We start from the raw sequence: 20,474 nt of genomic DNA, 5'->3' as shown, positions 1-20,474 counted from the left end.
CTGCGGTACCGTTGGCGGCGTCACCGCGGGGCCGGGCCCGCCAGCCCGCCGAAGCCTGCGCTGCGACCATCGCGACCACTTCGCGCGAACTCCGTTGCAAGGACGTCGGTAACGGCGGACCAACCGGCATGTCCAGCTGCTCCGGGGGATCTCTCAACCGTCAAACGGTGTACCGGAATCGTCAGCATAACGGATGGGATGAACCACCGCACCACCGAAAGTTCCTGGCGTTACGCAAAAGTGAACGAAGGATGACGAACTGCCCTCTGTTCCGCGCATTTTCGCTCGAGTGTGCTGGCGTTGACACAGCTGGAGTACGGTTGCCGAGCATGTGGATCACCGTGCTGGTATTGGCGGGTTCGGTGATCTTCGAACCGGTCCGGCTCAGCCTGGTGGTGCTGTTGCTCAGCAGGAAACGCCCACTCCTGCAACTGTTGGTGTTCCTTTGCGGCGGCCTCACCATGGGCTCGGCCGTGGGGTTGGTCGTGCTTTTCGTTCTCCGGTCCGCACCGGTGGTAGGTCAGGTCAACCTGGCGCAGGTGCAGATCGCCTCCGGTCTCGTCGCTTTGCTGATCGCTGCCCTACTTGCCACAAACTCCTTGCGGCACAAGCATGTCCGGCACCGGTCAGCTAACGGCGGGGTCCGCCGTGGTGGCGGTGTTCTGCTGCTGGAAGAAACGCCGCCTACCGGCCTGGCGAAGCTGACCGGCCGGGCACGTGTTTTCCTGCAAGGCGACTCACTTCGAGTGGCGTGGGTTAGCGGGATGGGCACCGCGCTGCCGTCGGCCAACTACATGGCGGCGATGGCCGTCATCCTGGCCACCCACGCCGGGCCCGTCACTGCGGTGCAAGCCGTTGTGGCGTACAACCTCGTAGCGTTCACGGTGGCCGAAATCCCCCTTGCCAGCTATCTACTCGCACGCGGTCGGACCCGTGCGTTCATGGTTGCGCTGCAAACTTGGCTGCGGTCGCGCACCCAGCGCGACGTCGCCGCTCTGATCGCGGCCAGCGGCACGTTGATGCTGGCGCTCGGGTTGACCAGCCTTTGAGCCGCGGTAAGCTGCTGCACTGAGCTGGCAATCGCCCAATCTAATTCTGTCGACCAAGGCAGGTAGCACGAGGACATGTTGAAGAAGCTGCTCGCCGGCGCGGTCGCCACGGGAATACTTTCCCTGACAATAACTTTCGGAGATGGCGTCGCATCCGCCGATACCGCGTTGATCGTCCCAGGCACCGAGCCCTCCCCGTATGGTCCGCTGCGGTCGCTGTATCACTTCAATCCTGCGATGCAGCCGCAGATCGACGCCAACTACTACAGCCCGGACGCCACCCGGCGGGTCATCTCCTACCCGGGTAGCTTCTGGCCGGTGACCGGGCTGAATTCGCCGACCGTCAACAGCTCGGTGAACACCGGAACCAACAACCTCGACGCGGCGATCCGCAGCACCGGCGGACCCATCTCGGTGGCCGGCCTGTCCCAGGGAACGCTGGCGCTCGACCGCGAACAAGCCCGGCTGGCACACGATCCGGGCGCACCGCCCCCGGATCAACTGACCTTCATCAAAGCCGGCGACCCCAACAACCTGCTGGCCAAGGCATTCGGACCCGGGGCGCACGTGCCGATCATCGACTACACCGTGCCGCATCCGGTGGAGAGTCAGTACCGCACCATCAACATCGTCGGCCAGTACGACCCGTTTTCCGACCCGCCCAACCATCCGGGGAATTTGCTCGCCGACCTGAACGCGGTCGCGGCCGGCGGCTATTACGGCCACAGCGCCACGGCGTTCTCCGACCCGGCCCAGGTTGCTCCTTGGGACATCAAGCGGGAGACCAACAGCGTCGGCGGCACCACGACGACCTACTTCATCCGCAATCCGCGGCTGCCGCTGGCGCGTGCGCTGGTGGATGGCGCGGGCATGCCGCAAGAGGCGGTCGGCCCTATCGATGCGGCGCTGCGCCCGCTCATCGACCGAGCATATGACCCGGGCCCGGCGCACAATCCGGTTCAGATGATCACCGGGATCGCCCATATCCCCACCATTTTCACCGCGGTCAACATTCCGCTGCGGGCCGCCTCGCTGGGCCTGCACGCGGCATCGGGTGCCATCGGCACGGTCGCCTCAGTCGGACCCAAGGTCGGGCCGAAACGCATCAAGGGCAAGGGTCTGTTGCCGACGGCCGCCCGCTTGCTACTCAAGAGCAAGAGATAGCGCCTCAGAGTCGCAGCCCGTCGTGCGGTGAGAAGCCGACCAGGTCGTCGAGCGCCCACCGCGGCGATTTCTCCGATTCGGGCAGCAGTGGTTTGCGTTTGCCCGACCGCCTGCTGCGGTTCCGTCGAAGCCGCCACAGATTCATCGGCCACCGGGGTCGCCACCAGTTCGCCTCGCCGACCAGCACCGCGATCGCCGGCACCGTGATGGTGCGCAGCAGGAACGTGTCCAACAACAGCCCGGCGCCCAGCACGAAGCCGCTCTGAATGACGTTGGTGAGGCTGGCGAATACCAGCCCGAACATCGAGGCGGCCATGATCAGGCCCGCCGCGGTGATTACCCCGCCGGTTGATCCGACGGTGCGGATCACACCGGAGCGGATGCCGAACTTCGACTCGTCGCGCATCCGGGAGATCAGCAGCATGTTGTAGTCCGCACCCACCGCGACCAAGATGATGAACGTCAATCCGGGTACGCTCCAATGCATTTCGTTGCCGAGGATGAATTGGAAGACGATCACGCCGATTCCGAGCGCCGACAGGTAGGAAACGATCACCGAACCGATCAGGTACAGCGGCGCCACCACCGCGCGCAGCAACGCGAACAAGACGAGCAGCACCACGCAGACGGTCATCACGATGATGAATCGCAGATCTTGCCCGTAGTAGTCGCGGGTCTCCTTGACGAAGACAGGCAGCCCCACCGTCGATACCGTGGCGTCGGCCAGGGTGGTATTCGGCTGCGCCCCCGCGGCGGCCGCCATCATCGCGTTGACCTGATCCATCGCGGCGCCGCTGAACGGGTTGAAATGGGTCTGGATCAGGTAGCGCACCGCGTGCCCGTCCGATGAGACGAAGGCGGCGGCGAACTTTTTGAGCTGGTCGGCATTCGTCCCACCCAGCAGGGCTTGCACCTCGCCCGGCAGCGTCGTGGGCTTTTCCCCGGAGCCGGTTGCGTACGACAACGCTTGCGCGGGAATGTAAAAGCCCGACATCGCCGGCGTAGTCGCGTCGTTTTTCATGCCCATCAGAAATGCCGACGCCTCACCTAGCCCGAGGCCCATCTTCTTGACCTGGTCGACCAGTTGCTGCACACCGTCGGCCAATTGCCGGCTGCCGTCGGCCAGCGTGCTGGTGCCCTGCCGCAGAAAGTTGATCTTCGCCCGCATGCCACCGGGACTGGCCATCCCCAGCGAACCCATGGCGCCGATGGCGGTGGACAGCGCGCGGCGCAATCCGGATACGGTCGTGGCCAGGCTTTGCACGGCCTGGGTCGCCCGCAACTGTCGAGCGAGCTCGGAAAGCTTGCCGAGCGTTCCGTCGTCGCGCGCGATGACCAGCCGCTGCAGTTCGGCGCGCGCGTTGACGCAGGAGGGTTCCGCGCTGCACATCGGGCTGTTGTCCAGTGCCGCCAATACCGGAGTGGCCCACTCGGAGTTGTTGGCGACGAAGTTTGAGTTCGCCCCGATCGCGTCACCGAGTGAGCGGATGCCGCTGACGAGTTTTTCGGCGTCGTCGAGTTCGGCGAGCGCCCGATTGCCGCCGAAGGCGTTCTGCAGAAAGCCCAGCGCGTCGACCAGACCGCCGACGGCGGACACGGCCTGGTCGACCTGCGCGCGCACGTCAGACAGCTTGCCGGCCATCAGGTTTGCCCCGCCCGCTAGCTTGTCGAGATCGCCGGTGTGATCGACGATCTGCTTGGAGCCCTGGTCCAGCTTGTCGCCGACCTCGCCGGCCTGCCAGGACGTCCTGGCTTGCTCCAGCGACTGCCCGGTGGGCCGGGTGATGCCGCGGACGCTCGCCACACCCGGCACTTGGCTCACCCGCTGCGCCATCTGCTCGAGGTCGGCCAGCGCCCTGGGCGTGCGCAAGTCGTGCGGCGATTGGACGACGAGGTACTCCGGAATGATCAGGTTGGACGGAAAATGCCGGTCGAGAGTGGCATATCCGATGGAACTTTCGGCGGCGGCCGGCACCGCCCGCCGTTCGTCGTAGTTGTAGCGCGCCAATCCCGCGCAGCCGGCCAGGATCACCAGTACCAGCACACTGGCCAGCAGATGGGCCTTGGGCTTGCGGACGATCTGGACACCCGACCGTCGCCACATCCGGCGGCTGAGGTCGCGGCGCGGTGCGATCCAGCCGCGGCGTCCGGCAAGCACCAGCAGCGCGGGCAGTAAGGTCACCGCAGCGGTGAAGACGACGACCACCGAGATTCCCAACACGGGTCCCGCGCTTTTCAGAATTCCCAACTGGGCGAAGATCATCCCCAGGAACGTGACGGCCACGGTGGCAGCCGAGGCCGCGATCACCTTCCCGACCGACGTCAGGGCCTTGATGACCGCTCGGTCCGAATCCAGGCCCTCCCGCAAATAGTCGTGATAGCGGCTGATCAGAAAGACCGCGTAATCGGTTCCGGCGCCGACCATCATCCCGCTCATGAATATGGTGGTCTGATTGGCGATTCCGAAGCCGGCCAAGCCGACTATGGCGACCAGGCGCTGGGCCACCACCACGGACATGCCGATCATGATCAACGGCAGCACCATGGTCACCGGGTTGCGGTAGATGATCAGCAAAATGACCAACAACAGCACGACGATCGCAAGCTCGATCCGGCCTCTGTCCTGCTGGCCGGTGAGGTTCATGTCGGCGACGGTGGCCGCGGGCCCAGTCATATTGGCGCTCAACGTCGTACCCGCGACCGTGTGGTTGACGATGCCGGTCACTCGGGTGTATGCGTGTTTGGATTGCGGCGAGCTCAATTCGCCGGGCATACCGACGGGCAGGATCCAGGCTTGGTGGTCCTTACTGGTCATCAGCTCACGAAGCGGCGGTGCGCTGATGAAATCCTGCAGCGTCACCACGTCCCGGGTGTCGCTGCGCAGGGTGTCCACCAGTCTTTTGTAGGTACCCTCGTCGGCCGGGCTCAGCCCGTTGGCATCGCTGAGCACCACTACCGCAATGCTTTCCGATCCGGGTTCGTGGAAGGCTTTCGTCATGTTCTCGGTTGCGACCAGCACCGGGGCGTTGGCCGGCAAGATGTCCACCGGATGCCGTTGCGAGATCTCCTCCAGCGACGGCAAGGTCAGCGACAGCACCCCGACGAGTGCGACCCAGATCCCGATCACCAGCTGCGGCCACCGCGCGATCATCCGCCCCAGCCGCGGGAAGACGCCGGCCGCCGTGTCCTGGCCGCGCTTGTGAGTCTGCCCTGACATCCCCGAACGCTAGCCTTCGAGCGTCAGCACGCGACCGGCCCCAACGCCGGTGCCAGCACCCGTTCCCGTTCGGCTGCACCCCCATCGGCGATGCGGACGCACGTGGATTTGATGACCGCCAGGTAACGCTGGATGGATTCGCGGGCAACCGGGTTGCCGGGCAGCAACACGCTGGCCGCCGTCTCGTCGTAACGGCCCACCATGGTGCTGAGCGGATAGGTGACCCGCCCGTCGCTGTGCGCACCGACGGTCATGCCCTCTAACAGCTTGGTCATCATGGAAAGTGGGCTGGCTTGTGCGTCAAAGAAGTTCACCAGCGAAAAGAGCGGCGGTGGCGGACTCAGCGACGGGACCAGCTCCGTCACTCGTTCAAAGGGCACCGTTGCCAGCTCGGCGCCGGTGTCGAAGGACGTCTGCGCGCTTCGCGCAATGTCGTTGAAGGACAACCCGGCGACCGGGACGGTGATCGGGATCTGACCGGTGAACCAGCCCTGCGTGGTCAGGTCGGCTGGGGTGCTGCGGGTGTCCTTTGGAGTGATGCCGTAATAGGTTGCAGTGCCGGTCAACTCGTGCAGAGCCAGCGCGATGCAGGCGAACATGCCGCCGATGAACCGTGCGCCCGCATCCAGGCAGGCGGTTTCGAATCGGTCGGTTTGCGCTTCGTTCATCAGCGTGAGGCTGATCAGGTCACCGTGGTACGGCGTCGATTGATCGCCCAGCGGCAGCGGGAATTTGGGGAATGTGCCGCCATTCGCTTCAGCGAAGTCGATCCAGGCTCGCACCGGCGGGCAGTCCGCGGTGAGCCCGGACGTGTACTCGCGCTGCCGAAGGCAGAAGGCGTCGTAGCTGCCGGCCGGTGCCAGCTCGACGGGTGGGTTGCCCGTGATCAACTCGGCATACATGGTCTGGAACTCCATGAGCCCCATCCCGACGAACTGGCCGTCGGCATGCAGATGATCGATGCTGGCAAAGAACGTGAACTTCTCCGCGCGCTGAATGATCCCGAAACCGAAGCAGTCCCAGTGCAGCGAATCCGGGATGGCCACGATATGGTCGCACAACGCTGCGCTGCCGAGTTCGCCGTGTTCGGTCAGGACGACTTCGATGTCTGCGGGGTCGGCGATGGTGTGCCGGACGAACTGCTGGGCTTGGAGCGAATCAGGCTGGTACTCAAACCAACTGCGGTAGGTATCGTGCCGGCGAAGGTGTGCGTTGATGACGTAACTCATGGCGCGAAGATCGCAGCGACCGGAGACCTCGACCGAGGCGATGAGCAGCCGGGAGTGGTCGAGCCCGCGGTTGGCCTGCTCGCGCAGGCTGCGTAGGTGGCGGGTTTGAACATAGCTGGGAGGTACTGCGCTGACCGGCGCCTGCAGGGCCTTGGCACGTGATGACGGTGACGGACTCCAGGAGAACAACGCACCCGGCCGGGGCTCCCATTCGTTGACCGTTGAGACATTCAATGCCCCGATCCGCACCACTACCTCCTGCCGTTGCGCACCGACTCCCGGAATCGGTCGCTGAATCCTCCACCCACGCGACGCGGGCGCGTCAGGGCGGCGAACTGGTTCTAAGAGCTGACCCGTCAATCCCCAGGGTCGGTGCTGAGGTCCTTGGGTAGCCTAGCCCGCATTCGGCGCCGCCGCCTGTCGGCGCCGCCCCGGGCCGAATGACTAGGCCGTGCGGTCGGCGAGGGCTTGCCGCGCCGCGTTGTAACCGGGAATGAAGGTGATCCCCGGCCCGCCGTGGCAGCCCGCACTGCCCAGGTACAGCCCTTCGATCGGGAGCGGCTGGCCGAGGAATCCCCGCGGGCCGGGCCGGTTGGGCCCGATCTGATTGGCGTTCAACAATCCGTGGCAGTAGTCGCCGCCGGGGGCGCCGAACATGACGCCCATGTGCTTGGGCGTGAAGGTGGTGTGCCGGATGATGCTGCGTTCGAAATTCGGTGCGAGCCTGGTGATCTTGTCGATCACCCGCTGTCCCATTTCCACCTTGGCCTGCCCGTAATCCACGTCGCCCTCGATCGGGAAGAACAGCGCGAACGCCGACGCGGCGTGCTTGCCCTCCGGCGCCAGGTCCGGATCGTTTTGCGACGGGATCTGCAATACCACCGTGGGGTCGGCCGGGACCATTCCGCGCCGCGCGTCCTCCCACTGCTGCTGGACTTCTTCCGGTGTGCAGAACAGTCCGATCGAAGCTTGCATGGCCGGCTCATTGAGAGCCTGGTAGGGCGCGGCGAAGACCGGGGCCTCGTCGAGCGCGAAGTGCATCTGCAGGTAGCTGCCGCGATGATCGATGCGGGCATAGCGTTCCCGGATATCGGCGGGCAGTGCGGCAGCATCGATCAGGTCGTTGACCGTGACATCCGGCGCGATGCCGGAGACCACGATCGGGGCGGTCAACGTCTCGCCCGCCTCAGTGCGTACGCCGGTCACCCGCCCGTCGGCGACCAGAATCTCGGTCACCTTGGTACGCAATCGAACCTCGCCGCCGTGGCTTTCCAGCACGTCGCACAGATGCGCGGTGAGCGCGCCGATGCCACCGCGCAGTTTCTTCATCTGCATGGTGTCCCCGTCCGGAACGCCGAGTCCGAAGGCGAGTGCGGCGGCGCTGCCCGGGGTGGACGGACCCCGGTAGAGGGTGTTGACGGCCAGCACCGTCATCGAGCCGCGCAGCGCCCCGTGCTTCTCCCTGTCCGGCAGGTAACGGTCCAACACGTCGGTGACCGATCCGAACAGCATGTCGTCGATCGCCGAGCGCTCGAATTCGTTTGTGGCACAGGCATACATCTCGTCGAGGCTCTTGGGTGGCGTTCCGGCTTCGAAGCGGCCCAGTGCGCGGGTGGGGGCTTGGCTCCACGCCATCAGACCCGCCATGCCGTTGACGGCATCGGCCCCGTGCACCTCGTTGAGATGGGTGAACAGCTTGACGGGGTCGCTGTACTGAACCAGCGGATCGTCACCGACGCCGCGCACTGCCACCGACATCACGTCCAGATCGATCGTCGGCAGGGTGTCCAGGCCCAGTTCGTCGACCACCACCTGGGACGTCGGGAACTGCACCGAGCCGGCGATCTCGAACTGGTATCCGTCGAAAAGCTCGACGGTGGACGCCATGCCGCCCGCGTAGAGCTTGGGATCCAGGCACACCGTGCGCAGTCCCGCCTTCTGCAGCAGCACCGCCGCGGTCAGCCCGTTATGCCCCGCACCGACAACTATCGCGTCATAACCAGTCATGTCCTGCCTCCGGAAGGAGGCTCGCATGGTCGGAAAGTTTTGTCAATTATGACGAAACTTTACGACCGCGCGGTTGCGGTGATCCACGAGTCGGTGATGCCCGCCCGCAGCGATTCCAGCGCCGCATGGCACAGGCGTGCGAGTTCGCCCAGCGACCGTTCGTCGCCCACCATCCAGACCTCCATCGCGCCGAACACCGCGGCGGCAATGCATCTGGCGGTCACCGCGCTGTGCACACGTTGGTCCGCCGTCGGATCCGCGGCGCCGTTGGCCGCACGGCTGCGCCGTTGCACCTGCGCGGCGATCGCCTCGGCGAAATCGGCCTGCACCTCCCGGATGTGCCGGACGATGCGACCGGGGTCGAGTTCGTCCTGCCGCAGTGCGGCGATCTTGGTCACGGCGTCAACGTCATACGGGAACGAGAAGATGGCCGCCTGCACCGAATCGATGATCGGTTCTTCCGCCGGCCTCGCGTCCAGGGCGGAGCGAAACCAGTGCAGCCCGGTGTAATCCGCAAACAGCAGATCGTGTTTGGAGCTGAAGTGGCGGTAGAACGTTCGCAGCGACACCCCGGCATCGGCGGCGATCTGCTCGGCCGACGTGTCTTCCACACCCTGGGCGAGGAATCGCACCAGGGCAGCCTGCCGTAGCGCTTCACGAGTTCGCTCGCTGCGTGCCGTCTGAGCGGGCCTGACCATGGCAGTAAGGTACCAAGACTCCGGCTCGCCATCTCCGTTGTTGTGTCAATATTGACAAAACTTTGTGGCGGGGGTGAGACTGCGGCCATGGTCTCGCTACTCACGCACGCGGTACTCGGACTGGCGGTCATCAGCTGGATCGTGCTGGCCAACAGAGGAGTTTTCGCCCGGCCGGCCGCCGGGCCGTTGTTCTCGCCGATGGAAGTCGTGTACTACGTGGTCGGCATCGCCTCGGTCGCCCTCGGCTGGTACTTCAACATCACCTACGTGCAGCAATACGCGCACGGATCCACCAATCCGGTGTGGGGTGAACACGGTAGCTGGCTCGAGTACATCAAGCTGATGTTCACCAACCCCGCCGCCAGCTCGGCCAGCCAGGACTACACGATCGCGAACGTTGTTCTGTTGCCGCTCTTTACCATCGTCGACGGCTATCGTCGCGGTCTGCGTCACCCGTGGCTGTACTTCGTCTCCAGCCTGTTCACCAGCTTCGCGTTCGCCTTCGCGTTCTACTTCGCGACGATGGAACGGCAGCGCCGCCACGAACGCGACGCTGCCGCGGCGGCACCGAAAGTCGCCGCCTAGATCTTGCTCGCCCGCCATTTCTGCCGACCGGCCTTGACCTCGGTGTGGATGTCGGTGAAGCCCGCGGCGCGCAGCCGACCTGGCAGATCGGCCGGCGCTATCGGGTTGTAGGTATCGGCAAGGTGGATCAGACGGAAGCCCAAGGACGGAACGCCGTCGCTGCCGGCGAACACTCCTCCCGGTTGCAGCACCCGGAACGCCTCGGTGAAAAGCCGGTCCTGCAGTCCGGCGCTGGGGACGTGGTGCAGCATCGTGAAGCACACCACCGACGTGAAATGGTCGGCGGGCAGTCCCGTTTCGGTGCCGTTGGCGTGCAGGATGCGCGCCCGCTCGCCGTAGCGGCGGCGCAGGCGATCGGCCATCGCGCCGTCCACTTCCACCGCGGTGAGCGAGGTCGTCCGATCGAGCAGCGCGCGCAGTGTCGCCCCGTACCCGGGGCCGATTTCTAAAGTGCGCGAGCCTAATTCGACGCCTTGCAACGCCCAGGGCAGCAGCTGATCGGCCACCGCCTTCTCCCATGATGCCGAGCTGCACCGCCGCCGGTGCAGGAGGTTCATCGCCATACCGGAAACCCTAGGCCGCACCCGTTCTGCGGGCTTCCGATATTCTGCCGACTTATGTCGATAATCAGCCACCACGCGCGGGTGACATCGTCGCAGGCGCTGCCGGCCGGAGCGCGCATCGAACGGCACCAGCATCCGCTGCACCAGATCGTCTATCCGTCTTCGGGTGCGGTTTCGGTGACCACCCCCGCGGGCACCTGGATCACTCCCGCCAATCGCGCCATTTGGATACCGGCGGGCTGCTGGCACGAACACAAATTCCACGGCACCACGCAGTTTCACGGCGTGGCCCTCGACCCGGGCCGCTATCGCCACGTCCCCGCGGAGCCCGCGGTGCTGGCGGTCAATCCCTTGATGCGCGAACTGATCATCGCGTGTTCGCAAACCGACGGCACCGACACCGACGAGCATCACCGGATGCTGGCCGTCCTGCATGATCAACTGCAAGCAACCAGCGTGGTGGAGCCACTGTGGATTCCCACCGCCGTCGATGGCCGGTTGCGCAACGCGTGCGCGTTGATCACCGACAACTTGCGCGAGCCGTTGACGCTGCAGCAGATCGGGAACCGAGTCGGCGTCGCCCCGCGCACGCTGAGCCGGCTGTTCCACGATGAGCTGGCCATGACGTTCCCGCAATGGCGCACCCAGGTGCGGCTGCAACAGGCGCTCGTGCTGCTCGCCGAACGTCGCGACGTCACGTCGGTGGCATCCGAATGCGGTTGGGCCACACCAAGTGCCTTCATCGACACCTACCGGCGGGCCTTCGGGCACACCCCCGGCCGGCTGTCCGCCAGAGCGTTCTAGCCGACGGGCGCGAGCACTTCGGCACCGACGAACGGCACCAGCGCCGCGGGCACCCGCACACTGCCGTCGGGCTGCTGATGGTTCTCCAGGATCGCCACCAGCCACCGCGTGGTGCCCAGCGTGCCGTTAAGCGTGGCCGCGGTCTGCGGTTTGCCCGCTTCGTCGCGATACCGGGTGGCCAGCCGGCGGGCCTGGAACGTGGTGCAGTTCGACGTGGACGTCAGCTCACGGTAGGCACCCTGCGTGGGAACCCAACCCTCGCAATCGAATTTGCGGGCGGCCGACGAGCCGAGATCACCCGCGGCCACGTCGATCACCCGATACGGCACCTCGATGCGGGCCAGCATTTCGCGCTGCCAAGCCAGCAGCCGTTGGTGTTCGGCCTCGGCGTCGGCGGGTGTGCAGTAGACGAATCCCTCGACCTTGTCGAACTGATGCACCCGGATGATGCCGCGGGTGTCCTTGCCGTAGCTGCCTGCCTCGCGGCGGAAGCACGACGACCAGCCGGCGTAGCGCAGCGGCCCGTCGGACAGGTCCAGAATCTCGTCGGAGTGGTAACCGGCCAACGGCACCTCCGAGGTGCCCACCAGGTAAAGGTCGTCGGCCTCGACCCGGTACACCTCGTCGGCGTGCGCGCCCAGGAACCCGGTGCCGGCCATCACCTCCGGCCGCACCAGCACCGGCGGGATCATCGGGATGAAGCCGTTGTCCACGGCCAGCCGCAGCGCCAGCTGCAACAGGCCCAGCTGGAGCAGCGCGCCCTTGCCGGTCAAGAAGTAGAACCGCGACCCGGATACCTTGGCGCCGCGCTGCATGTCGATCAGTCCGAGCGATTCACCGAGCTCCAGGTGGTCCTTCGGATTGTCGATCGCCGCGGGCTCGCCAATCATGTCGAGGACGGCGAAGTCGTCCTCCCCGCCGGCGGGAACGCCGTCGATGATGACGTTGGAGATCGCCATGTGCGCCGCGGTGAACGCCGCCTCCGCGTCGGCCTGGGCGGTTTCGGCGGCCTTCACCTGCTCGGCCAGCTCCTTGGCACGCGCCAGCTTGGCCGGACGCTCGTCGGGGGACGCCGCCCCCACGCTCTTGCTGGCGGCCTTCTGCTCGGCCCGCAGCCCGTCGGCCGACGAAATCGCGGCCCGGCGCGCGGCGTCGGCGGCCAGCAAGGTGTCGACCAGCGACGGGTCCTCGCCACGACTGAGTTGGGAGCGGCGCACAGCGTCGGGGTCTTCCCGGAGCAGCTTCAGGTCGATCACGGCCCTGAGACTACTTTCACCGGTTCCGGCCGGCTGGCGGCGCATCCACCTCGAACAGTCGCAGGACTCACATCAGTAACTTTTGTAACGCGCCTCAGGTGCTGCTGTCAGAATGGAGCGGATGTCGCAAGCGCCCGAGAAGGAACTGTCGGAAGGCCGGGGGGTCGAGACGCCCGTCGCCTCAACCGATGAGTTGTCCGCACAACAGCCGTCCGCCTTCCTGTGGCCGCGCAGCCTGCAGGCCCGGGCGACCCGGCGCGCGCTGCTGCTGACCGCGCTCGGCGGCCTGTTGATCGCCGGTCTGGTCACCGCGATCCCGGTCGGCGGCCCGGGAGCGGGACGGTTCCTGGACAGCAGCCCGGTGCGCAGCACCGGGACCAAGAGCGAGGCCGCCTTCAACCGAGCCGCCACCGGGGAATGCCTGATGTGGCCGGACACCACCCCGGAGTCATCGAAGATCGTCAACTGCGCCGACGAGCACAAGTTCGAGGTCGCCGAATCCATTGACATGCGGACCTTCCCGGGCTCCGAGTACGGGCCCAACGCCGCTCCCCCGACGCCCGCGCGCATTCAGCAGATCACCCAGGAGCAGTGCGAGGCCGCCGTCCGCAACTACCTCGGCCCCAAGTTCGATCCGAACAGCAAGTTCACCGTCAGCCTGCTGTGGCCCGGCGACCGGGCCTGGCGCCAGTCCGGCGATCGCCGCATGCTGTGCGGCCTGCAACTGCCCGGCATGAACAACCAACAGCAGCCGTTCAAGGGCAAGGTCGCCGACGTCGACCAGTCCAAGGTGTGGCCGGCCGGCACCTGTCTGGGCATCGACTCGGCGACCAACCAGCCGACCGATGCGCCGGTCGACTGCGCGGCGCCGCACGCGATGGAGGTCACCGGCACCGTCAACCTGGCCGAAAAGTTCCCCGGCGCCCTGCCCGCCGAGCCCGATCAGGACGGCTTCATCAAGGACTCGTGCACCAAGATGACCGACGCCTTTCTGGCGCCGGTCAAGCTGCGCACCACCACCTTGACGCTGATCTACCCGACGGTGCCGTTGGCGAGTTGGACGGCGGGCAGCCGCGAGGTGGCCTGCAGCATCGGCGCCACGCTGGGCAACGGCGGTTGGGCCACCCTGCTGAACAGCGCCCGCGGCCAGTTGCTGATCAACGGTCAGCCACCGGTGCCGCCGCCCGACATTCCCGAAGAGCGGCTCACCATGCCGCCGATTCCCCTGCAGGCCCCTCCGCAGCCGCCGTCCAGCAGTCAGTCCGGCACCCAGCCCGGCTCCACGCCGGAGATTCCGCCGAACAACCAGCACCTGCCCGGCCAGCCGGGCCAGCAGCAGGCGCCCGCTCAACAGGCGCCGCAGCAGCAGGCACCGCCGCCGGCGGATAACGGCGCCCCGCCGGCCAATCCGGCGCCCGAGGCGCCGGCACCTCCGCCGCCGCCACCACCCGCGAACCCCGCACCCGCAAACCCCGCACCGGAGGCGCCGCCCGCCGAACCGCCGCCGGGAGGCTAGCCGGGTGGCCGTGCGGATGGACCCACAGCGCTTCGACGAACTGGTCTCCGACGCCCTCGATCTGATCCCGCCCAAGCTGGCGGCGGCCATGGACAACGTCGTCGTTCTTGTCGAAGACCGCCATCCCGAGGAAGCCGAACTGCTCGGGCTGTACCAGGGGGTGGCGCTGACCGAACGCGACTCCGACTACGCCGGGGCGCTGCCCGACACCATCACCATTTATCGCGAGGCGCTGCTGGACGCGTGCGAATCCGACGACCAGGTCGTCGAGGAAGTCGCAATCACGGTGATCCACGAAATCGCCCACCACTTCGGCATCGATGACGACCGGTTGCACGAGCTGGGTTGGGCCTGAGCGACTTCGCAAGGCCGCCGATGCATGGGCGCGGCATCCCGGATTTGTCCGCGACGGGTGCTATGAACACACTTATGAGCACTGACTGCCGCGACTGCCGGGCAGGCTTAGATCACTGTCACGGCACCATCATTCGCCACGCGCTGCACCGGTCGGAATGCACGGAGCCGGATTGCTTCAGCCCGGAGTTGTTGCCGCACGCCTTCGTCATCGACTGCGACGCCGTCGGCTGCGCATGCACCGAAGTGGTTGCGCTGGCCGTCTGATCCAGACGTCAGCCCATCGGGTCGGTGCTTGACCGCACCGCGTCTGCGACCGGGGTCGCCTCCTCCTCCGGGTAAAACGGCGGCGTCAGCGTTCCCCACCGCACGCAGCTCCACCGACCGTCGGTGATCGGCGTCAATGCCACCGACTGGGCGTTCTCTAGGTGATTGTCCAGCGCGAAATCCGCCTCCACCCCGGCCAGCACCGCGGCGGCCAGCCGGATCGCCGCGCCATGGCTGACGATCACGATGTCGCCGTGGAAGTCATGGTCGTCGAGGTAGCGCAGCCGCAGTTCGGTGAGCACCGGGACGTAGCGGTCCAGCACCTCGTTTCCGGTTTCTCCACCGGGAAGCGGGACGTCGAGCTCGCCGTGGTGCCAGCGCTGGTAGATCGCGTTGAACTCGGCGACCGCGTCGTCATCGTTGCGGTTTTCCAGCCGGCCAACCTGGACCTCATGGATGCCGGACACCTCGATGGGCGGCATCTCGAGCTGGCCGCCGATCACCGCGGCGGTCTGCGACGCCCGGGTGGCCACCGAGTGCGCGAGCATCGCGGGTCGCCCTGACCCGCGGGCAAACGCCCGGGCCTGGTCGCGACCCAGCGGTGTCAGCTCCGCCCCAGGCGGGCGCGTGTCGAGTCGGCGCTCGACGTTGCCGAACGACTGGCCATGCCGCATCAGGATCAACCGGCCGCTCATCGCTGCGACCCCCCGGCGGAGTCGTCGGGGTTCCCATCGCGCAGCCGTGTCAGCCAGCGCGCCGCGCCGTCAGCGGACGGCGGCAACGCCCCGGCGGGTGAGCCGGTCGGCCAGGACCCCAGGTATCGCACATCAGCACAACGACGGTGCAGCGCTTTGAGTGCCTCGGCGACGAGATCGTCGTCGATATGGCCCACACAATCGGCGAAGAACCGATAGGTACCGAGTCCGGTTCTGGTGGGCCGAGATTCGATGCGGGTCAGATCAATGCCCCGGACCCCGAATTCGGCGAGCGCGGAAAGCAACGCACCCGGCGCGTTGTCGATGCCCAGCACCACCGAGGTCCGGTCGGCTCCGGTGCGGGCGGGCGGCGGACCAGGCTGCCCCACCAGGAGGAAGCGGGTGCGGGCGTTGGGTTCGTCGACCACACCGTCGGCCAGGGTGGCCAGGCCCCAATGGGTGGCGGCCAGCGGCGAGGTCACCGCGGCGTCGACGCGCCCCTCGGCCACCTGTTGGGCGGCATCGGCATTGGAATACGCCGGTCGCAGGTCGGCGTCGGCCAGGTTGGCGGCCACCCACTGGCGCACCTGGGCGGCCGCCACACCGAAGGCCGCCAGCGTCCGCACGTCCGCGGCGCTGCGTCCGGGTTTGACGACGATGCTGAACGCGACGTCCAGAGTGGTTTCGGCGAACACCTGCAGCGGTGAGCCGATGGCCAGGCTGTCCAGGGTGCGGGTCACCGAGCCGTCGATCGAGTTCTCGATCGGGACGCACGCGTAGTCGGCGGTGCCATCGCGGACGGCGTCGAGCGCCGCGGAGGTGCTTTCGACGGGCGAAGGTTGAACTGCGTCCGGGCCATGTCCGGGGACCAGACCGGCGGCGGCGATTTGTCGCAACGCCGCCTCCGTGAAGGTCCCCTCTGGACCGAGGTAAGCGATGCTGGCCACGTCCCAACCCTAGCGGCGTGCAGGCCAGAAGACCCTTGCGACGCCAACCCTTCTAAGTTAACTTAGGCTTACCTAAGCAGAAGGATGAGAATGGTGTTACCGCTGACTTGCCCCGCCCCGACCACCGCCGAGCGGATTCGCAGCGCTTGCGTCCGTGCCGGCGGCGCGCTGCTGGCCATCGAGCATGACGACCCGGTCCCCACTCCGGTGCATCACCTGATGGACGACGGGTCTTTCGCGCTGGCACTGCCGGTCGAGCGGGAGCGCGACCTCGAGCGCCCCATCTCGGGATCCCCGGCGCTGCTGGAGTTGACCGACTACGCGCCGCTGCCGCTGCGCGAACCGGTCCGTTCGCTGGTGTGGGTGCGCGGTCGTCTTCAAGAGGTGCACCCCGCCGAGATCGTCAAGACACTCGACCTGATCGCCACCGAGTGCCCGAACCCGGCCTTGCTGAGCGTCGACACCCCGCGGCGTGCCCCCACCGCTGCGGACGAGCCGCGGTACACGCTGTTGCGGCTCGAGATCGCCTCGGTGGTCGTCACCGACGCCACCGGCGCGGAACCGGTCAGTGTGGACGATCTGCTGGACGCCCGGCCCGACCCGTTCTGCGCGCTGGAATCCAGCCTGCTGTGGCACTTGGACAGCGCCCACGGGGACGTCCTGGCGCGACTGGTGTCCAGGCTGCCGGCGCCGCTGCGGCGCGGGCATGTGCGGCCCCTTGGTCTGGACCGTTATGGTGTCCGGTTCCGCGTCGAGGGCGACGACCGGGATCACGATGTCCGGCTGCCGTTCCACAAACCGGTGGACGACATGACCGGCCTGAGCCAGGCCATTCGGGTGCTGATGGGATGCCCGTTCATCAACGGGTTGCGGGCGCGCGGCTGACCGATCTCGCGGCGTACCACCGCGGCCGGGCGCCGGGCACGTACGTTAACCAGGTGAACGGCGACCGCTCACCGCAGCGCCGGCGGCCTCCACGGTGGAGCCCGCCCGAGCCAGCGCGCCCCGAGCCGCCGCAGGTGATTCGCCGCCAGGGCGTCCCGCCGCCTTCGCCGAGCGCCCAAACCCAGCCGCTGCACCGACAACCGCCGGCGCCGCGGGTACCACCGCCGCCACCCCCGGCGCCCAGCCCATCCCGCAGGCGCCGCAAACGCCGCCGGCTCCGAACGGCGGTGTCGATCCTGTTGGTGGGCGTGCTGCTGATCGGCGCGGGGATCATCGCCGGGGCGGTCTGGTTCGACAACAAGCTGCACCGCGAGCAGGTGCTCGCGGACTACCCCGATCGGCCCGCATCCGGTCGGGGCACCAACTGGCTGATCGTCGGATCCGACAGCCGCCAGGGCCTCAGTGCCGAGCAACAACAGGATCTGGCCACCGGCGGCGACATCGGTAACGGCCGTACCGACACGATCCTGCTGGTCCACATCCCCGGCATCGGCTCACACACGCAGACCACCATGGTGTCGATACCGCGCGACTCCTATGTGCCGATCCCGGGGCATGGCAAGGACAAGATCAACGCCGCGTTCGCGATGGGCGGCGCACCGCTGCTGGCGCGGACGGTCGAGCAGACCACCGGGTTGCGCCTCGATCATTACGCCGAAATCGGGTTCGGCGGGTTCGCAGCGTTGGTGGACGCGCTCGGCGGGGTCACGGTCTGTCCGAAGGCGGCCTTCGATGACCCGTTGGCCGGCGTCGATCTGCCGGCCGGCTGTCAGACGCTCAACGGCCGCAACGCGCTCGGCTACGTCAGATCACGCGACACTCCGCGCGCCGACTTAGACCGAATGGCGAATCAGCGGCAGTTCGTGGCAGCCCTACTGCATCGAGCCGCCACTCCCGCGGTGTGGCTCAATCCATGGCGGTGGTATTCGGTGCCCCGCGCGGCCGCCGACGCCCTGACCGTCGACCGGGATGACCACGCCTGGGATCTGGCCCGGCTCGGCTTGGCGCTGCACGGATCGACAACGACCATGACCGTGCCGATCGGCGAGTTCACCAGCGGCGGCGCCGGATCGGTGGTGGTGTGGAACCACAACGAGGCCGCCCGGTTGTTCGAGTCGTTGGCTTCCGACGCGCCGGTAGTTCCCGCCACGTCCAACGAACAGCAATAGCCGTCGGCCTAACCGCTGCCGTCACCCGCGCGGTTGCCCTGCAGCCAAGCCTTGGTGCGACCCGGGTGGTGGGTGGCGAGCCAGGCCACGCCGACGTCGCGGCAGAAGTCGATGTCTTGGTAGTCGTCCACGTTCCAGCAGTAGACGGCCCTGCCCTGGGCGATGGCGCGGTCCGCGAGCCGGGGATATTCCTTCAGCGTCGACAGCGAAGGCCCGACGGCGGTGGCACCGATGGCGGTGGGCGCACCGCTGGTCAGGTAGCGCGCGGTCTTGCCCAGCAGCACGGTGGGCAGCAGCGGCGCCGCACGCCGGATCCGCCAGACCGCCGACGCCGAAAACGACATCACCACCGCACGCGACCGGTCCGCCGAGGCGGGCGCCGCGATGCCGAACCGGTGCAGCGACGCGAGCAGCTTGGTTTCCACCAACGAGCCGTAGCGGACCGGGTGCTTGGTTTCGATGAACAGCTTCACGGGTCGATGCCAATCCAGCACCAGTGACACCAGCGCGTCCAGGGTCAGCAAGCTCGTATCGCCGTGCGCGCCGTCTTCTCGCCAGCTGCCATGCCACGCGCCGTACTCGAGTTCGCGCAGCTCGGCGAGCGTCATGGTGCTGACCAGGCCCGCTCCGGTTGACGTCCGGTCCAGCCGGCGGTCGTGCACGCAGACCAGGTGACCGTCGCGGGTCAGCCGCACGTCGCATTCGACGCCGTCGGCGCCCTCTTTGAGCGCGAGATCGTATGCGGCCAGCGTGTGTTCGGGCCGCGAGGCCGAGGCGCCGCGGTGGGCGACGACATAGGGGTGCCCGGCGAGCACCTCGTCGGCCCACGTCATATCCCTATGCTGCCGGTTCCTGCCCGTCCAACTCAACCGGGTCGGCAGACGCCGGCGCGGCGGGCCGGTCATCCGGAACCGCGACCCAGCGATGCACGGGTCGTGCCACCGGTTTGCGCTGGAAGCCCTCGAAGACACGGGTGGCGGAGGCCAAGGTGGCCGCCGCGAACAGATACCCGAAGACCATCAGGACGGTGTTGTTGGCGATGCCCTGAGCGTCGGTGGCAAAACTCGTCGCGATAGCGGCGATGGACACGGCGTAGCTGCACACCCACGCGGCCCACCACCGCAGGATGGGATCGCGCAGCCGGGCGTAGTGCTCTTCGAGGAGCGCCAGCTCGATCACATACACCGGAGCCCACAGCAGATTGGCCAGCGGCACAACACAGCCGGCCCACAGCGCACGCGCGGAACGTGGCTCGGGCAGCCCGTGATGGGCGAATACGGCGGCGCGGCGCGCGATCATCCAGCGGATCAGCAGCACGCCGGAGGCGATCAGCGCCGCACCCGCGCCCACGCTGGCGAGCACGCCGAGCCATTCGGCCGCGAAGGCAACCCACGAGTTGAGCAAGGTGTTCCGGTTGATCACCAACAGCACGTAGCGGACCACGTAGACCAGGGCGGCGATGCTGAGCACCAGCACGCTGACAAAGGACGTGGTGCGGACGGCCTGGGCCGACGGCCCCGTTGGCGCGGGCGCTTCGGCCAGCGCGGGTGCCTGCTCGACGCGGTCGGCCAAACCCCACCGCGGGATGACGGTGTAGCGCGGCGTGGGCCCGAGGGGTCGGCGGCCATGTCGTGTCGGCGGCGCGGCACCGGGCCGCACCGCTATCCAGCGGTAGCCGGGCGGCAGTCGCGGCGTGCGGTGCCACGCCGGGGCCGCGGCGGGGCGGGCCGGCGGGGCGCCGGGCGCGCTCCATCGGGGGTCGGCCGACGGGGCGTCGGGCGAGGGCGCCATCAGTGCCCCGCGGCAGCGAGGGCACCATTCGCGCTGTCGATCGCGCACGTTCCAGCGGGTGCCGCACTGGGAGCACACCTGGATCACCGGACCAGACTAACGCCGTGCCGGCGCGGGCCGAGGAACGCGGGCCGGGGGCCCCGGCAGCCGCGTCGTCGATGGCCGCTGCCCCGGGCTCGGCAACCGTGCGGGCGGCCGAAGACTATCCACAGTTTCCA

Annotated in this window: 17 protein-coding genes and 2 pseudogenes; 9 read left to right on the top strand and 10 right to left on the bottom strand. The window is 67.4% G+C overall.

Annotated features, from left to right (window positions below):
* Positions 1–329: 329 nt before the first annotated feature.
* Entirely contained in the window at positions 330–1,049 is a 720-nt protein-coding gene (locus A5625_RS09355; RefSeq protein ID WP_066991944.1) for a GAP family protein, read from the top strand.
* Between the two features lie 75 nt (positions 1,050–1,124).
* A complete protein-coding gene (locus A5625_RS09350; protein WP_066991941.1) occupies positions 1,125–2,213 on the top strand; it encodes a PE-PPE domain-containing protein in 1,089 nt (362 codons plus the stop codon).
* A gap of 4 nt (positions 2,214–2,217) precedes the next feature.
* Here the strand turns inward: A5625_RS09350 and A5625_RS09345 are convergent, their stop codons facing one another.
* The 4 genes from A5625_RS09345 to A5625_RS09330 all read right to left on the bottom strand — a co-directional run bounded on the left by A5625_RS09345 (position 2,218) and on the right by A5625_RS09330 (position 9,364).
* Entirely contained in the window at positions 2,218–5,430 is a 3,213-nt protein-coding gene (locus A5625_RS09345; RefSeq protein ID WP_082984339.1) for an RND family transporter, read from the bottom strand.
* 23 nt (positions 5,431–5,453) lie between these two features.
* Complete coding sequence (locus A5625_RS09340) at positions 5,454–6,908, bottom strand: condensation domain-containing protein (protein ID WP_066991962.1); 1,455 nt, start codon at positions 6,906–6,908, stop codon at positions 5,454–5,456.
* Positions 6,909–7,103: 195 nt separating this feature from the next.
* Positions 7,104–8,666, bottom strand: coding sequence for an NAD(P)/FAD-dependent oxidoreductase (locus A5625_RS09335; RefSeq protein WP_066991939.1), 1,563 nt, complete (start codon positions 8,664–8,666; stop codon positions 7,104–7,106).
* A gap of 59 nt (positions 8,667–8,725) precedes the next feature.
* Positions 8,726–9,364 (bottom strand): TetR/AcrR family transcriptional regulator, encoded by a 639-nt coding sequence (locus A5625_RS09330; RefSeq protein ID WP_066991936.1) that lies wholly within the window; start codon positions 9,362–9,364, stop codon positions 8,726–8,728.
* Between the two features lie 87 nt (positions 9,365–9,451).
* Between A5625_RS09330 and A5625_RS09325 the strand changes: the two genes are divergently transcribed.
* Complete coding sequence (locus A5625_RS09325) at positions 9,452–9,949, top strand: DUF2834 domain-containing protein (RefSeq protein ID WP_066991932.1); 498 nt, start codon at positions 9,452–9,454, stop codon at positions 9,947–9,949.
* On the opposite strand, the gene A5625_RS09320 is transcribed toward A5625_RS09325, so the two are convergent.
* Entirely contained in the window at positions 9,946–10,512 is a 567-nt protein-coding gene (locus tag A5625_RS09320; protein WP_066991928.1) for a class I SAM-dependent methyltransferase, read from the bottom strand. The genes A5625_RS09325 and A5625_RS09320 overlap by 4 nt on opposite strands.
* A gap of 54 nt (positions 10,513–10,566) precedes the next feature.
* Here A5625_RS09320 and A5625_RS09315 point away from each other — a divergent pair.
* A pseudogene (locus A5625_RS09315) lies at positions 10,567–11,347 on the top strand (helix-turn-helix transcriptional regulator); the annotation flags it as partial.
* Here A5625_RS09315 and serS read toward each other — a convergent pair.
* Positions 11,313–12,572, bottom strand: a complete 1,260-nt coding sequence (serS, locus tag A5625_RS09310; RefSeq protein ID WP_066991959.1) for a serine--tRNA ligase — start codon at positions 12,570–12,572, stop codon at positions 11,313–11,315. The pseudogene A5625_RS09315 and the gene serS overlap by 35 nt on opposite strands.
* A gap of 112 nt (positions 12,573–12,684) precedes the next feature.
* Between serS and A5625_RS09305 the strand changes: the two genes are divergently transcribed.
* From A5625_RS09305 to A5625_RS09295, 3 genes and pseudogenes are all read left to right on the top strand, one after another.
* The gene (locus tag A5625_RS09305; protein WP_066991922.1) at positions 12,685–14,088 is read left to right on the top strand and encodes a septum formation family protein; all 1,404 of its coding nucleotides are present in this window, start codon (positions 12,685–12,687) and stop codon (positions 14,086–14,088) included.
* A 4-nt stretch (positions 14,089–14,092) separates the two neighbouring features.
* Positions 14,093–14,511, top strand: a pseudogene (locus A5625_RS09300) (metallopeptidase family protein); the annotation flags it as partial.
* Positions 14,512–14,517: 6 nt separating this feature from the next.
* Positions 14,518–14,709: a hypothetical protein gene (locus tag A5625_RS09295; RefSeq protein ID WP_066991916.1), complete on the top strand. Its 192-nt coding sequence runs from the start codon at positions 14,518–14,520 to the stop codon at positions 14,707–14,709.
* Between the two features lie 8 nt (positions 14,710–14,717).
* On the opposite strand, the gene A5625_RS09290 is transcribed toward A5625_RS09295, so the two are convergent.
* Both A5625_RS09290 and pheA read right to left on the bottom strand, forming a co-directional pair.
* Complete coding sequence (locus A5625_RS09290) at positions 14,718–15,404, bottom strand: histidine phosphatase family protein (protein ID WP_066991914.1); 687 nt, start codon at positions 15,402–15,404, stop codon at positions 14,718–14,720.
* Positions 15,401–16,351 (bottom strand): prephenate dehydratase, encoded by a 951-nt coding sequence (gene pheA / locus A5625_RS09285; protein WP_066991911.1) that lies wholly within the window; start codon positions 16,349–16,351, stop codon positions 15,401–15,403. Before pheA ends, A5625_RS09290 begins: the two co-directional genes overlap by 4 nt.
* A gap of 90 nt (positions 16,352–16,441) precedes the next feature.
* Between pheA and A5625_RS09280 the strand changes: the two genes are divergently transcribed.
* Positions 16,442–17,236: a DUF2470 domain-containing protein gene (locus A5625_RS09280; protein WP_066991908.1), complete on the top strand. Its 795-nt coding sequence runs from the start codon at positions 16,442–16,444 to the stop codon at positions 17,234–17,236.
* Between the two features lie 53 nt (positions 17,237–17,289).
* Positions 17,290–18,465, top strand: a complete 1,176-nt coding sequence (locus A5625_RS09275) for an LCP family protein (RefSeq protein WP_066991956.1) — start codon at positions 17,290–17,292, stop codon at positions 18,463–18,465.
* A gap of 8 nt (positions 18,466–18,473) precedes the next feature.
* Here the strand turns inward: A5625_RS09275 and A5625_RS09270 are convergent, their stop codons facing one another.
* On the bottom strand, positions 18,474–19,298 hold the full coding sequence (locus A5625_RS09270) for a glycerophosphodiester phosphodiesterase (protein ID WP_066991904.1): 825 nt from the start codon (positions 19,296–19,298) through the stop codon (positions 18,474–18,476).
* A 4-nt stretch (positions 19,299–19,302) separates the two neighbouring features.
* On the bottom strand, positions 19,303–20,343 hold the full coding sequence (locus A5625_RS09265; protein WP_156748070.1) for a DUF4328 domain-containing protein: 1,041 nt from the start codon (positions 20,341–20,343) through the stop codon (positions 19,303–19,305).
* Positions 20,344–20,474: the final 131 nt, after the last annotated feature.

Source organism: Mycobacterium sp. 1465703.0 (genome assembly GCF_001672975.1).
GTDB lineage: Bacteria > Actinomycetota > Actinomycetes > Mycobacteriales > Mycobacteriaceae > Mycobacterium.
The sequence above is the reverse complement of the archived record's forward strand: the minus strand, read 5'-3'. Positions and strand labels throughout refer to the sequence as shown.